We start from the raw sequence: 14,959 nt of genomic DNA on the forward strand, positions 1-14,959 counted from the left end.
ATTATCCCTATCAAGTTTTCTGTTCAATAATACGCCCATAAAGACGGTCTACCTGTGAAAATCACTGACCCGTCACACTGTTTCTCTACCCGAACAACTAAAGCCAACGTGAACTTTTGCGGACCTTGCGTCCGCTTTTTTTTGCATAAAAAACCCGGCGTCGCTGGGCTTGGCCGGGTCAGGGAGGGCAGATATCTAAGGATTAGCTTAAACGAGCCTTCGCCTCGTTGATAGCCTGGGCTACCTGCTGCGGCGAGACGCCGCCTTTCGCTGCGCGTTTCTCGAGGCAGGACTGCAGCGACAAGATCGGATACACATCGTCCGCAATCACCGGGCTGAATTTCTGCAGATCGGCCAGGGTCAGCGCTTCCAGCGGTTTCCCTTGCGCAATGGCTTCCACTACCGCTTCACCGACAATATGGTGCGCCTCGCGGAACGGTACGCCTTTCGCCACCAGATAATCCGCCAGCTCAGTGGCGTTGGCATAGCCCTGCTGCGCCGCTTCCGCACAGCGCGGGCGTTTTACCTGAATGCCGTCCAGCACCAGGGCCGCCATATGCAGGCAGTCGAGCCAGGTATCCAGGGCGTCGAAAAGCCCCTCTTTATCTTCCTGCATGTCTTTGTTGTAGGCCAGCGGCAGTCCTTTCAGCGTCATCATCATGCCGGTCAGCGCACCCTGCACGCGGCCGCATTTGCCACGGATAAGCTCCAGGGCGTCCGGGTTTTTCTTCTGCGGCATCAGCGAGGAGCCGGAGGTCACGCGGTCGGAAAGCTCGACGAAGTTCGCCTCGCCGGAGTTAAAGAAAATCAGATCTTCCGCAAAGCGCGACAGATGCACCATACCGATAGCCGCATCGGAAAGCAGCTCCAGCACATGATCGCGATCGGACACGCTGTCGAGGCTGTTACGGGTGGCGGAGGCAAAGCCCAGCCAGCCGGCCAGCTGCTCGCGGTCGATCTCATACGCCGTCCCCGCCAGCGCGCCGCAGCCCAGCGGGCTGACGTCGAGGCGCTTCAGCGCGTCCTGCAGACGGCTTTCGTCACGCGCCAGCATTTCAACGTAGGCCAGACACCAGTGCGCGAAGGTCACCGGCTGGGCGCGCTGCAGGTGGGTGTACCCCGGCATTACCGCGTCCTGATTCTGCTGGGCGGTCTCCACCAGCGCGCTCTGCAGCTGGCGGTTCGCCGAGAGCAGTTCGACAACGGTATCTTTGCACCACAGTTTAAGATCGGTGGCGACCTGGTCGTTACGGCTGCGCCCGGTGTGCAGTTTCTTGCCCAGCTGGCCCACTTTATCGATCAGCTTGCCTTCCACCCAGCTGTGAATATCTTCGGCATCGCTGGCGAGGATTTGCTGCGGATTGGCGCGCACCTCTTCCAGCAGCACGTTCAGCGCTTCTTCCAGCTGCTGCTGTTCAGCGGCACTCAGAACGCCGACCGTTACCAGCGCTTTCGACCAGGCGACAGAGCCAACGATATCCTGCTCCGCCAGACGATAGTCGAAGCGCAACGAGTCGTTGAACTGTTTGAACCGTTGATCTGCTGCCTGTGTAAAACGCCCGCCCCAAAGTGCCATAACATGCTTCCTTTATTCGTTAGTTCCGCCGGCGGCATTGTGCCGCCCGGCCTACGGTCTTGTAAGCCCGGCAGACGACGCGCCGCCGGGCATGAAATCTTAAGCCAGAATACGTGTGCCGATCGGCGTGCCGTTAAATAACGCCGGCAGCTGCTCGGCGTGACGCCAGGAGGCGATATCCACCGGACGACCCAGAGCACGTGCGGCGTCAAGGGCCGCATTCACTTTAACAATCATGCCGTCGGTGATAATCCCCTGCTCGATCAGCTGCTCCGCTTTCTCGGCGGTCATCTCGGCAATGCGCTGCCCTTTACCGTCGAGGATACCGCTAACGTCAGACAACAGGATCAGATCCGCCCCCAGGGTAGCCGCCAGCGCCGTCGCCGCCTGGTCAGCATTGACGTTCATCAGCTGGCCCTCATCGGTCACGCCGATAGAGCTCACCACCGGCAGGTAACCGCCCGCCAGCAGGGTGTTGATCAGCGTCGGAGAGCCCGGCTGCGCCAGCCCGACATGGCCCAGCTCAGCATCCAGCTGCGTCACCTTCACGCTATCGCCATCGCCGAGGAACAGGCCGACAGAGGCCAGACCGTGCTTTTTCGCCCACGCCAGCAGCGTCTTGTTAGCGGTTCCCGCCAGCGCGCCGGTGATGATGTCGATTTGCTCAGCCGGCGTCACCCGCAGACCATTTTTCTTCTGCACCGGCAGATTGAGCTGCTTCATCAGCTCATCCACCACGCAGCCGCCGCCGTGGACGATAATCAGCGGACGCTGGTGCGCTTCACGGTAATTGACCAGCGCGGTAAACAGACGCTCCAGCGCTTCTTCGCTATCGAGTAATACGCCGCCGAGTTTGATAATTAATGGGTTCATCATCACACCTTAAATAAGAGACTGCGTCTCAGCGAAGCCGAAACGAATATTCGCGCACTGCACCGCCTGCGCTGCGGCGCCTTTCAGCAGGTTATCTTCTGCCGCGACGACGATGAGATGATCGTCCTGCACGGCAAAACCGATATCACAGAATGGCAGACCTTCGACGCTTTTCACTGCGGGCACGCCTTTATCATATAAACGTACCAGCGGTTTATCGGCGTAAGCCTGCTGGTAAACCGCCGCGATCTGCGCATGGCCAACGCCCGGCTTCAGGCGGCAGGTAATGGTTTCCAGAATACCGCGTTTAAAATTACCCAGGTGCGGGGTAAAAATTACCTTTGCCCCGAGGTGGCTGGCAATCTCCGGCTGATGACGATGGTTAAATATGCCGTACGGCTGCAGGCTGACTTCACAGAAGCTGTTGCCGATCGCGGCTTTGCGTCCCGCGCCGCTCACCCCGCTGGTGGCGTTGATCACTGGCCACTGGTTGAGATCCAGCAGACCGGCATCGATCAGTGGCTTCAGCGACAGCTGCGCCGCCGTCGGGTAGCAGCCAGGCACCGCGATTAACTGCGCTTCTTTAAGCGCATCCGCGCTCCACTCCGCCAGACCATACACCGCCTGTTTGAGCAGCTCGGGATGCTGATGAGTGAAACCATAATATTTTTCGTAGAACGCCCCATCGTTAACGCGGAAGGCACCGGAGAGATCGAACACCACGCAGCCGGCGGCAAGGAACTGCGGCGCCAGATCGTGACTCACTTCGTGCGCGGTGGCGAGAAACACCACGTCCACGCCAGCGCTGAATTCGCTGATATCGGACATCGGCTGCAGCGGCATATCGACAATGCCTTTGAGCTGCGGATGCAGGTCGGAAATTAATTTTCCCGCATCATTGCTTTGCGCGGAGACCGTCAAAGCGGTTATGTTCATATGCGGATGACGATTGATATAGGTCACCAGCTCTGCGCCGGCATAACCACTGGCACCCACAATCAGCGTATTTAACATTGGAAGCGCATCTCCTTACATTCGATGGGTTTTCTTACGCTCAACGATATTGTATTTTTATTCACAATAAATGCATGAATATTGATACTATCACGACCCAAGGTGTGTCAACAATGAAAAACAATTTACCGCCCTTTATCGAGATCTACCGCGCGTTGATCGCCACACCGTCCATCAGCGCGACCGAAGAGGCTCTCGATCAGAGCAATGAGTCTTTAATCAATTTGCTGGCCGGCTGGTTCCGCGATCTCGGCTTCAACGTCGAGGTACAGCCGGTGCCGGATACGCGCCATAAATTCAATCTGCTGGCCAGCACCGGACACGGCGCCGGCGGCCTGCTGCTCGCCGGGCATACCGATACCGTGCCGTTCGATGATGGCCGCTGGACGCGCGACCCGTTCACCCTCACCGAACACGATAACAAACTCTACGGCCTCGGCACGGCCGATATGAAAGGCTTTTTCGCCTTTATTCTCGACGCCCTGCGCGATGTCGACGTCACCACGCTGAAAAAACCGCTGTATATTCTGGCCACCGCCGACGAAGAGACCAGCATGGCTGGCGCGCGCTATTTTGCCGAAACCACCCAGCTGCGCCCGGACTGCGCCATCATCGGCGAGCCCACCTCCCTGCAGCCAATCCGCGCCCATAAAGGACATATGTCCAACGCGATCCGTATTCAGGGCCAGTCCGGCCACTCCAGCGATCCGGCGCGCGGGGTCAACGCGATCGAGCTGATGCACGACGCCATCGGCCGGATTATGCAGTTGCGCGATCTGCTTAAAGAGCGCTATCACTTCGAGGCGTTTACGGTCCCTTACCCAACCCTCAACCTGGGCGCTATCCATGGCGGCGATGCCTCAAACCGTATCTGCGCCTGCTGTGAACTGCATATGGATATCCGCCCGCTGCCGGGGATGACCCTAAACGATCTTAATGGTCTGTTGGGCGAGGCGCTGGCCCCGGTCAGCGAACGCTGGCCGGGCCGCCTGACGTTCTCTGAGCTGCATCCGCCGATCCCCGGCTACGAGTGCCCGCCGGACCATAAGCTGGTGCAGGTGGTCGAGAAACTGCTTGGCGCGCAGACCGACGTGGTGAACTACTGCACCGAAGCGCCGTTTATCCAGACGCTGTGTCCGACGCTGGTTCTCGGCCCGGGCTCCATCAATCAGGCCCATCAGCCTGACGAGTTTCTGGAGACGCGCTTTATCAAGCCGACGCGGGAGCTGATTAGCCAGGTGGTCCACCACTTCTGCTGGCACTAAAATCGCCCTCTTTTTCCGCCCCGTTCTCCCGGGGCGGAACGGTGACGATCGTCACATTTCCATAAGCGATGCTTATCCAGCGCCCCCTGAGTTAAATTTCGCAAATTACGGGTATTTACTCGTTTGCTGAAGCGATTTCGCAGTAATTGACGTGGGGGTATTTACGTGGCTTTATAAAAGACGGGTTGCTTATCCGTTGCTCACGTTCCAGCGCAGCGGATATAACAAAATAAAATGAGATGGGGTGTCTGGGGTAACATGAACGAACAATATTCCGCATTGCGTAGTAATGTCAGTATGCTCGGCAAGGTGCTGGGCGATACCATCAAGGATGCATTGGGAGAAAATATTCTTGATCGTGTCGAAACTATCCGTAAGTTGTCCAAATCTTCACGCGCCGGCAACGAAGCTAACCGCCAGGAGCTGCTGACCACGCTGCAGAATTTGTCTAACGACGAACTGCTGCCGGTAGCCCGTGCCTTCAGCCAGTTCCTGAATCTGGCTAACACCGCTGAGCAGTACCACAGCATTTCGCCGAATGGCGAAGCGGCCAGCAATCCGGAAGTCATTGCGCGTACCCTGAGAAAGCTCAAAGACCAACCCAATCTCAACGAAGAGACCATCAAAAAAGCGGTGGAATCTCTGTCCCTGGAGCTGGTGTTAACCGCCCACCCGACCGAGATCACCCGCCGGACGCTGATCCATAAAATGGTGGAAGTGAACAACTGCCTCAAGCAGCTGGATAACAAAGATATCGCGGACTACGAGCACCACCAGCTGATGCGCCGTCTGCGCCAGCTGATCGCCCAGTCCTGGCATACCGATGAAATTCGTAAGCACCGCCCTTCCCCGGTCGATGAAGCCAAATGGGGCTTCGCGGTGGTGGAAAACAGCCTGTGGGAAGGGGTGCCTAACTACCTGCGCGAGCTGAACGAACAGCTGGAAGCCAACCTCGGCTATCAGCTGCCGGTGGACTTTGTCCCGGTGCGTTTCACTTCGTGGATGGGCGGCGACCGCGACGGCAACCCGAACGTGACCGCCGATATCACCCGCCACGTGCTGCTGCTCAGCCGCTGGAAAGCGACCGACCTGTTCCTCAAAGACGTGCAGGTGCTGATCTCCGAGCTGTCGATGGTGGAGTGTACCGACGAGCTGCGCGCCCTGGCTGGCGCCGAGGGCGCTCAGGAACCGTACCGTTATCTGATGAAAAAACTGCGCTCTCAGCTGATGGAGACCCAGGCCTGGCTGGAAGCGCGCCTGAAAGGCCAGAAGCTGCCGAAACCGGCGGGACTGATCACTCAGAACGAGCAGCTGTGGGAGCCGCTGTACGCCTGCTATAAATCGCTGCAGGCCTGCGGCATGGGCATTATCGCCAACGGCGAGCTGCTCGACACCCTGCGCCGCGTGAAGTCTTTCGGCGTACCGCTGGTCCGTATTGATATTCGTCAGGAAAGCACCCGCCATACCGAAGCGCTGGGTGAAATGACCCGTTACCTCGGGATCGGCGACTACGAAAGCTGGTCGGAAGCCGACAAACAGGCTTTCCTGATCCGCGAACTGAATTCCAAACGTCCGCTGCTGCCGCGCCAGTGGGAGCCAAGCGAAGAGACGCGTGAAGTTCTCGACACCTGCAAGGTGATCGCCGAGGCGCCGCGCGGATCGATCGCTGCCTACGTGATCTCGATGGCGAAAACGCCGTCCGATGTGCTGGCGGTTCATCTCCTGCTGAAAGAAGCCGGGATTGGCTTTGCTCTGCCGGTGGCCCCGCTGTTCGAAACGCTGGATGACCTCAACAACGCCAACGACGTCATGACCCAGCTGCTGAATATCGACTGGTACCGCGGCTTTATCCAGGGCAAGCAGATGGTCATGATCGGCTACTCTGACTCCGCTAAAGATGCCGGCGTGATGGCCGCCTCCTGGGCGCAGTACCAGGCGCAGGACGCGCTGATCAAAACCTGCGAAAAAGCCGGTATTGAACTGACGCTGTTCCACGGTCGCGGCGGCTCTATCGGCCGCGGCGGCGCGCCGGCCCACGCCGCGCTGCTCTCGCAGCCGCCGGGAAGCCTGAAAGGCGGCCTGCGCGTTACCGAGCAGGGCGAGATGATCCGCTTTAAGTACGGCCTGCCGGAAGTCACCATCAGCAGCCTGTCGCTGTATACCAGCGCCATTCTGGAAGCCAACCTGCTGCCGCCGCCGGAGCCGAAAGCAGAATGGCGCGACATCATGGCCGAGCTGTCCGACGTGTCGTGCAAGATGTATCGCGGCTACGTGCGTGAAAACAAAGATTTCGTCCCTTACTTCCGCTCTGCGACCCCGGAGCAGGAGCTGGGCAAACTGCCGCTGGGTTCGCGTCCGGCAAAACGTCGTCCAACCGGCGGCGTCGAGTCGCTGCGCGCCATTCCGTGGATCTTCGCCTGGACCCAGAACCGCCTGATGCTGCCGGCCTGGCTGGGCGCTGGCGCTGCGCTGCAGAAGGTGGTCGAAGGTGGAAAACAGAGTGAACTGGAAGCCATGTGTCGCGACTGGCCGTTCTTCTCTACCCGCCTCGGCATGCTGGAGATGGTTTACTCGAAGGCCGACCTGTGGCTGGCGGAGTACTACGATCAGCGCCTGGTGAAGCCGGAGCTGTGGGCGCTGGGTTCCGAGCTGCGCAAGCTGCTGGCTGCCGATATCAACGTCGTGCTGGCCATCGCCAACGACTCCCATCTGATGGCCGACCTGCCGTGGATCGCCGAGTCTATCCAGCTGCGTAATATCTATACCGACCCGCTGAACGTCCTGCAGGCGGAACTGCTGCACCGTTCACGCCAGGCTGAAGAAGAGGGCAAGGACCCGGATCCGCGCGTTGAACAAGCGCTGATGGTCACCATCGCCGGCGTCGCCGCCGGTATGCGTAACACCGGTTAATCTATCTCCCCCCGGCCGCCCGGCCGGGGGTTTTCCGCCCGTTCTAGTGGTGCAGCATCTCATCAACGATCTGTTCTTTATGCAGCGCATACGGATAATAGGTCGGCCAGTTATCCATCTCTTTCAGCAACGCCTCCTGTGATTCATTGCCCATGAAAATATGGAAATGCTGTGATTTACGCGGGTCAATGATATGGTCGCTGAATTGCACAAATTTCGGCGCGTTGGCATCGCCCTGCTGGCACTCGAACAGATAACGCACGCCCTTCTTACCGGAGGCGTAATGCAGAATTTTATAGCCTGAATAGCGGTATTTGCAGCTATTGACGGTCTGGCCAACGTGGAACTCAATCACGTCATCTTCAATGCCAATCTGCTCCACATCGGTGGCGTAGCCCTTCTTATAATAGGCGCGATACTCCTCCACGCTCTTGCCGCCGGGCTTTTTCGCCTTCTGCTCCAGCACCGGATCGAGATCGCCGTTGAGCAGATACGGGTTCACCGACTGCCAGACGCCCTCCCAGTCGCTCAGCGCGCGGTCCTGCACATCTTTATCCGCAAAAATGCCTTCGCTGGCCTGACGCTCCACTTCGGTTAACGCCGGGCCATGGCTATGGTTGCCGTGGGCGAACGCCTGGGCGCTGGCTAAAGCCATGCCGAATCCTAAGGCCAGCAGGGGGATCTTTCTGGTCATTACTCTCTCCTGAGTTTGCTATCAATGGCGACAAATTGTTACGATATAACATATCTTATCTGGGAGGCAAGAGCGACAGGCAAGCGCTTTTACCGCTGGAATAATGTCCGGTATGATGAAAAGGGTGATGCGCTGAACGGAAGAATGATGGACAACGATATCAATCAACTTATTGATGCATTGCTAAAAAAGCAGACCAGCCTCGGCCGGGTTTATTTCGCCGGCGAGACGCGCTCGCCTGCTGAGCCGGTGGTGCAGGTGGATTTTCCCCGTCTGAATATCCTCCTCGATGGGCAGTTGCCCGACCAGGCGCTCGGCGATAACGCCCCGCTCCTTGAGGCCCATGACGTGCTCTATATCCCTGGCGATAGCTGGAACTGCCCGCAGTGGCAAGCGCCTTGCCTGCTGTTAAGCATCCTGTTCGCTAAGCAGCAGCTGGAGTGCTCGCTGCAGCACTGGAATGGCAAGGCGATAACTGTTGTCGACAAGCGGCAGGCGCTGCGCCGCGGGCCGCGCGTCGGATCATTTCTGCTGCAGGCGCTCAATGAACTCCGGATGCAACCGCAGGAGCAGCAAACCGCCCGCAGCATCGTCGTCAGCCTGCTCAGCCACTGCCATGATCTTCTCGGCAGCCAGGCGCAAACCTCCTCGCGCAGCCAGGCGTTGTTCGAAGCGATCCGCCAATATATGGACATCCATTATGCGGAACCGCTGAGCCGGGAATCGGTGGCCCAGGCGTTCTACCTCTCTCCCAACTATCTTTCCCATCTGTTCCAGAAATGTGGGCCAATGGGCTTCAATGAATATCTAAACCATATTCGTCTCGAACAGGCCCGTATGCTGCTGAAGGGCCACGATATGAAAGTGAAAGACATCGCCCACGCCTGCGGCTTCGCCGACAGCAACTACTTCTGCCGCCTGTTCCGCAAAACTACGGAACGCTCGCCGTCTGAATACCGCCGCCAGTACCATAGCCAGCTGACGGAAAAAGCATCCCCGGTAAAAAACTAGATTTTTGTGTGTTAAACCTGACTTTTGTGCGCGCTATAGTTACCTCCCATCCCAGCCAGCACCGATAAATGTGATCTAAATCATCCTTAATCACGATGCGTACATTTATCCAGTTTTTGGCAAATTTGTCATCTGGCGATCCTTCGAACGAAAGCCGTATGCTTACCTCAACGACAGCACCGAATTAAGCATTGAGGAAAACACAATGGAACTCTATCTGGATACCGCCAACGTCGCCGAAGTGGAACGCCTGGCCCGCATCTACCCGCTGGCCGGGGTAACCACCAACCCGAGCATTATCGCCGCCGGTAAAGTCCCGGTCTGGGATGTGCTGCCGCGCCTGCAAAAAGCCGTCGGTCCGAAGGGCACCCTCTTCGCGCAGACCATGAGCCGCGACGCGCAGGGCATGGTGGAAGAGGCCAAACGTCTGAGCAATTCCGTGCCGGGCATTGTGGTCAAAATCCCGGTCACCGCCGAAGGGCTCGCCGCTATCAAACTGCTGAAGAAAGAAGGCATCCCGACCCTTGGCACCGCCGTCTACAGCGCTTCGCAAGGCCTGCTGGCCGCGCTGGCCGGCGCAAAGTACGTCGCGCCTTACGTTAACCGCGTCGACGCCCAGGGCGGGGACGGCATCCGCATGGTGCAGGAGCTGCAATCCCTGCTGGAAATGCATGCGCCCGAGAGCAAAGTTCTGGCGGCAAGCTTCAAAACGCCACGCCAGGCGCTGGATTGTCTGCTGGCTGGCTGCGAAGCAATCACCCTTCCACTAGATGTAGCGCAACAAATGCTCGGCACCCCTGCGGTAGAGTCAGCCATAGAGAAGTTTGAACAAGACTGGAATAACGCCTTTGGCACGCTGAATCTGTAACCGGATCCGCGAGCCGCCTGCGGGCGGCGTCACGGTCATCGAGGAGGAATCGAAATGGATCGCATTATTCAATCACCAGGCAAATATATCCAGGGCGCAGGCGCCATCAAGCGCCTCGGCGACTATCTGAAACCGCTGGCCGAGCGCTGGCTGGTGGTCGGTGATAAATTCGTCCTGGGGTTTGCGGAAGAGATGCTGCGTAAAAGCCTGGCCGACGCTGGCCTGGCGGCCGAAATCGCGCCGTTTGGCGGTGAGTGTTCGCATAATGAAATCAACCGCCTACGCGATATCGCCGGCAACGCGAAGTGCACCGCCGTGCTGGGGATCGGCGGTGGCAAAACCCTGGATACCGCGAAAGCGCTGGCCCACTTTATGAATGTGCCGGTGGCGATCGCCCCCACCATCGCCTCCACCGATGCGCCGTGCAGCGCGCTGTCGGTGATATACACCGACGAAGGGGAATTCGACAGCTACCTGATGCTGCCGCGCAACCCCAACATGGTCATTGTCGATACGCAGATCGTTGCCGGCGCGCCGGCCCGCCTGCTGGCCGCCGGGATTGGCGATGCGCTGGCTACCTGGTTCGAAGCCCGCGCCTGCTCCCGTAGCGGCGCCACCACCATGGCGGGCGGGAAGTGCACCCAGGCGGCGCTGGCGCTGGCCGAGCTATGCTACAACACCTTACTCGAAGAGGGTGAAAAAGCGATGCTGGCCGCCGAACAGCACGTGGTCACCCCGGCGCTGGAGCGGGTGGTGGAAGCCAACACCTATCTGAGCGGCGTGGGTTTCGAAAGCGGTGGTCTCGCGGCGGCGCACGCGATTCATAACGGCATGACGGCCATCCCTGACGCCCATCACTATTATCACGGGGAAAAAGTGGCGTTCGGAACCCTGACGCAGCTGGTGCTGGAAAATGCGCCGGTGGACGAAATAGAGACCGTCGCCGCGCTGTGCCACAGCGTTGGGCTGCCGATCACCCTGGCGCAGCTGGATATCAAAGGTGATATCCCGACCAAAATGCGTCTGGTGGCGGAAGCCGCCTGCGCTGAAGGCGAAACCATTCACAATATGCCGGGCGGCGTTGATTCCGACCAGGTCTACGCCGCGCTGCTGGTGGCCGACCAGTATGGTCAGCGCTTCCTGCAGGAATGGGAATAAACCAGAGCAAAACACCCGGCGACAGCCGGGTGTTTTTTATGCATCTCTGCAGGCCGGAGCAGGCTATGCCCCTCGTCTCTTGATACTGATCATCGCCAACGCCAGTACTATCAACGCAATGCCACAACCTTCCACCTTTCCTGGATTTTCATGTAGTGGCCACCAGGAAAATAGCACGCCACAGACCGGTACGGCCAGCGTACTCAGACCGGCTATACTTGCCGGTAAATTACGCAGTACAAAAAGCCACAGACTCCAGGCCAGCGCCGTTGCAAGGATTGCGCTGTAAGCCAGGGCCCAGAAAACGTCGGGCTGCCAGTCTACCGCTCGTTGCGGGACGAGCCAGGCCACTACGCTCATTACTACGGCGGCATATAGCATCTGCCATGTCGTTAGTGCCAGCAAATCAACCTGCGGATACCGGGTATACATACGCTTCGCGACGATCGCACCTGCCCCCCAGCTCACGCCGGAGAGGATCGCCAGCAAGGCGCTTTTCAGGGAGGTAAAATCGAGTTGCCAAGGCTGAAGTACGAGTATCAGGCCCACGCATGCCACCCCGATGGCGATATACTGCCATCGCCGCATGCGCTCACCTAAGAATAACGCGGCCATCACCACTACCCAGAATGGCATGGTATAACTCAGGATCGCCACTTTACCGGCGCCACCGCTCATTAGCGCCCACTGTGCCAGACCGACCATGCCGCAGGTTTGCAATAACGCGATCGCCAGGGTGTAGCCGAAAGGCGTCGGCTTGAGCGCTTTACCGCGGATCAACATCACTATCCATAGCACCACGGCGCCAAAAATACAGCGCAGCGCCGTGAAGTCAAAAGCGCCGATATAGCTCGTCACTTGCTTCATCGCGATCCAGCTAAAGCTCCAGATCAGCGTTAATAACGCCAAACCGCCAAACGCCAGTGGATCGCTCTTCCTTGCCATTGCATAACCCATCCCTGTCAATTATCAGGCTGGCACTATACGCGCTTTATCTTCTGCTCTCCCCTGACCTGTATCAGCGTTTTGGGCAAAAAAAAGCGATGGCGAATACCGGCTTCGCCATCGCACTAAACGTTAATGAAAACTCAGGCCGGGCGTACGCCCAGCGTATGGCAGATGGCGTAGCTCATCTCGGCGCGGTTCAGGGTGTAGAAGTGGAAATCCTTGACCCCTTCCCGGCTTAAGATCTTCACCATGTCCATGGCGATATTCGCCCCCACCAGTTGACGGGTTTCGGCGTCGTTATCCAGCCCTTCGAACATTTTTGACATCCACACCGGGATACGGACATTGGTCATATCCGCAAACTTTTTCGCCTGTTTAAAGTTGGAGACCGGCAGGATACCGGGAATGATTTCCACGTCGATGCCTGCCGAGACGCAGCGATCGCGAAAACGCAGGTAGCTTTCCACATCGAAGAAGAACTGGGTGATCGCGCGGTTGGCCCCTGCTTCTACTTTGCGTTTCAGGTTCAGTAAATCCGCCTGCGCGCTTTTCGCCTCCGGATGCACTTCCGGATACGCGGCGACAGAGATATCAAAATCGCCTACCTCTTTCAGCAACGTCACCAGATCGGCGGCGTACATATCCGGTTTACCGCTGCCCGGCGGCAGGTCGCCGCGCAGGGCGACGATATGGCGGATACCGTTGTTCCAGTAATCCTGAGCGATAGTGCGCAACTCATCGCGGCTGGCATCGATACAGGTCAGGTGCGGCGCTGCTTCCAGACCAGTTCGCTCTTTAATGCCTTTGATGATGCTGTGGGTGCGATCGCGCTCGCCAGAGTTCGCGCCATAGGTTACCGAAACAAACTTCGGTTTCAGACTGCTCAGGCGATCGATGGATTTCCACAGGGTTTGCTCCATTTCACTGGTGCGCGGCGGAAAGAATTCAAAAGACACATTAATCTGGCCCTGGACTTCCGCCAGGCTCTGATTCAGGGCTTCCCGCTGATTGGCGTGAAAAAAGCTCATACCTTACCTCATCAATCGCATGTAATGGCTGTTATATTGCGAACTTCTATACGTTTAGACGTCCAGATGTAAAAATGACGGAAAAGCGCGCGGGCGTCAATAGAAAAATCTGCGTAAAGAGTGAGGAATAGGTCACCTACATGAAAAAATTTCATCTTCCGATCACCTGGCCACGCACAGGAAGCGGCTCGGTGGGCAATATAAGGTGGCTCGCGAGTCAGCCTGAGACTAGCCAGTCGCCAGAATGCCATCCAGCAGAGAAAGCCATTGCTGCACGGACTCTGCCTGGTGAGGCGGATAAATCACCCCAAGGCTTAACGGCATCGCGTCGCCCTCAGCCACCGGGCAGAACGCCACCCCCTGACGCTGAATCGCGGAAAAGGACGCCGGCAGCAGGATCATGCCTTCCCCGCGCGCAATACGCGCCAGCAGCACATCATGCTCGGCCGGCTCTTCCACATACGTCGGGGCATAGCCAGCCCGGTCGAAAATGCGGCGCGTGTAGTCAAAGAAACCAGGATTACGCTCGCGTTTAAACCAGAACAGCGGCCGATGATTGAGCGCGCTTAACGTCAGCCCTGGCCTGCCGGCTTCCGGCCAGGAGGCCGGTAATGCCGCAATGAGCGGCTCATGATACGGCAATGGGTGCAGGTGCAGCCCTTCAGTATTGAGCGGCAGCGCGACCAGCGCCGCATCGAGTTTGCCTTTGCGTACCTGCTGAGCCAGCGCCGGTGAGGCGTGGCGGGTGATATGCAACGCGCGGGTATGTTCGCTCAGCGCAGCCTCAACGGCGGCGAAAATGCCCTGTTCGAAGGCCGTCGTCACGCCCAGACGTAGAGCCTGCGGCGAGTGAACGGCGAGCTCACTCAATGCCGCCAGCGTGCGTTCCTGGAGCGCCAGCAGAGGTTGAATCATCTCCAGCACCTCTTTACCCGCGTCGGTCAGGATCAGGCCTTTGCTATGGCGCTGAAACAGCGTCACCCCCAGCTGCGCTTCCAGATGGCGGATATGGCGGGTCAGCGGCGGCTGCGAGATAAATAACCGCTGCGCCGCCCGGCTGATGTTATTTTCCTCCGCTACCACGGCAAAGGCGCGCAGCAGGCGAATATCCAGAGAATGTAATCTTGAAGTTGTCATACTGAAAAGGTATCACGAAAAGGGTATTACTCAAGTCCGGCACACTTCCCTACCCTTCCTCTTAACGCACCATCACAGAGAGGGAAAAACGATGTCCAGCGAACGTTATATCATCGGTCAGGAAATGCTTCAGCGGGTGGATGGTAAGGGCGGGGAAGCTGTCGTCGACAGCCTGCGGGATATCGCCCCCGATTTCGCCCGCTATCTGATTGAGTTCCCCTTCGGCGATATTTACGCCAGGCCAGGGCTCGATTTACGCAGCCGGGAAATCGCCACCATCGCCGCGCTCACGGCGTTGGGTAACGCCGAGCCACAGCTGAAAGTACACATTGCCGCGGGATTAAACGTCGGCCTGACGCAAGAGGAGATTACGGAAGCGATCATGCAGATGGCAGTCTATGCCGGATTCCCGGCGGCCCTCAACGGCCTGTTTGCCGCCAGGGCGGTATTTGCGGCCCACTGATCGCTTAAGGCCGG

General features: G+C 58.3%; 13 protein-coding genes. 6 read left to right on the forward strand and 7 right to left on the reverse strand.

Features of this window, described 5'->3' with window-relative positions; genetic code table 11:
- Positions 1 to 202: 202 nt before the first annotated feature.
- From argH to argC, 3 genes are all read right to left on the reverse strand, one after another.
- Complete coding sequence (gene argH, locus KB892_RS24910) at positions 203 to 1,576, reverse strand: argininosuccinate lyase (protein WP_004146283.1); 1,374 nt, start codon at positions 1,574 to 1,576, stop codon at positions 203 to 205.
- Between the two features lie 99 nt (positions 1,577 to 1,675).
- On the reverse strand, positions 1,676 to 2,452 hold the full coding sequence (argB, locus tag KB892_RS24915) for an acetylglutamate kinase (RefSeq protein ID WP_085955164.1): 777 nt from the start codon (positions 2,450 to 2,452) through the stop codon (positions 1,676 to 1,678).
- 6 nt (positions 2,453 to 2,458) lie between these two features.
- Entirely contained in the window at positions 2,459 to 3,463 is a 1,005-nt protein-coding gene (argC, locus tag KB892_RS24920; RefSeq protein ID WP_002883013.1) for an N-acetyl-gamma-glutamyl-phosphate reductase, read from the reverse strand.
- A gap of 113 nt (positions 3,464 to 3,576) precedes the next feature.
- On the opposite strand from argC, the gene argE reads away from it, so the two are divergent.
- A complete protein-coding gene (argE, locus tag KB892_RS24925; RefSeq protein WP_002883011.1) occupies positions 3,577 to 4,728 on the forward strand; it encodes an acetylornithine deacetylase in 1,152 nt (383 codons plus the stop codon).
- A gap of 258 nt (positions 4,729 to 4,986) precedes the next feature.
- A complete protein-coding gene (gene ppc, locus KB892_RS24930) occupies positions 4,987 to 7,638 on the forward strand; it encodes a phosphoenolpyruvate carboxylase (RefSeq protein ID WP_004151857.1) in 2,652 nt (883 codons plus the stop codon).
- Positions 7,639 to 7,681: 43 nt separating this feature from the next.
- Here the strand turns inward: ppc and zinT are convergent, their stop codons facing one another.
- A complete protein-coding gene (gene zinT, locus KB892_RS24935) occupies positions 7,682 to 8,332 on the reverse strand; it encodes a metal-binding protein ZinT (protein ID WP_002882986.1) in 651 nt (216 codons plus the stop codon).
- 24 nt (positions 8,333 to 8,356) lie between these two features.
- Between zinT and KB892_RS24940 the strand changes: the two genes are divergently transcribed.
- The 3 genes from KB892_RS24940 (at position 8,357) to gldA (ending at position 11,369) form a co-directional block, all read left to right on the forward strand.
- Positions 8,357 to 9,343 (forward strand): AraC family transcriptional regulator, encoded by a 987-nt coding sequence (locus KB892_RS24940; RefSeq protein ID WP_004220885.1) that lies wholly within the window; start codon positions 8,357 to 8,359, stop codon positions 9,341 to 9,343.
- Positions 9,344 to 9,548: 205 nt separating this feature from the next.
- Positions 9,549 to 10,211, forward strand: coding sequence for a fructose-6-phosphate aldolase (gene fsa / locus KB892_RS24945; protein WP_002882982.1), 663 nt, complete (start codon positions 9,549 to 9,551; stop codon positions 10,209 to 10,211).
- A gap of 54 nt (positions 10,212 to 10,265) precedes the next feature.
- On the forward strand, positions 10,266 to 11,369 hold the full coding sequence (gene gldA / locus KB892_RS24950; RefSeq protein ID WP_004146274.1) for a bifunctional L-1,2-propanediol dehydrogenase/glycerol dehydrogenase: 1,104 nt from the start codon (positions 10,266 to 10,268) through the stop codon (positions 11,367 to 11,369).
- Between the two features lie 63 nt (positions 11,370 to 11,432).
- On the opposite strand, the gene KB892_RS24955 is transcribed toward gldA, so the two are convergent.
- From KB892_RS24955 to KB892_RS24965, 3 genes are all read right to left on the reverse strand, one after another.
- Complete coding sequence (locus KB892_RS24955) at positions 11,433 to 12,314, reverse strand: DMT family transporter (RefSeq protein WP_002882956.1); 882 nt, start codon at positions 12,312 to 12,314, stop codon at positions 11,433 to 11,435.
- Between the two features lie 143 nt (positions 12,315 to 12,457).
- Complete coding sequence (gene metF / locus KB892_RS24960) at positions 12,458 to 13,345, reverse strand: methylenetetrahydrofolate reductase (protein ID WP_002882952.1); 888 nt, start codon at positions 13,343 to 13,345, stop codon at positions 12,458 to 12,460.
- A gap of 228 nt (positions 13,346 to 13,573) precedes the next feature.
- Positions 13,574 to 14,482 (reverse strand): LysR family transcriptional regulator, encoded by a 909-nt coding sequence (locus KB892_RS24965; RefSeq protein WP_002882948.1) that lies wholly within the window; start codon positions 14,480 to 14,482, stop codon positions 13,574 to 13,576.
- Between the two features lie 91 nt (positions 14,483 to 14,573).
- Between KB892_RS24965 and KB892_RS24970 the strand changes: the two genes are divergently transcribed.
- Complete coding sequence (locus KB892_RS24970) at positions 14,574 to 14,945, forward strand: carboxymuconolactone decarboxylase family protein (RefSeq protein ID WP_002882947.1); 372 nt, start codon at positions 14,574 to 14,576, stop codon at positions 14,943 to 14,945.
- Positions 14,946 to 14,959: the final 14 nt, after the last annotated feature.

The sequence above is a fragment of the Klebsiella sp. P1927 genome (genome assembly GCF_018204675.1).
Taxonomy (GTDB): Bacteria; Pseudomonadota; Gammaproteobacteria; order Enterobacterales; family Enterobacteriaceae; genus Klebsiella; species Klebsiella pneumoniae.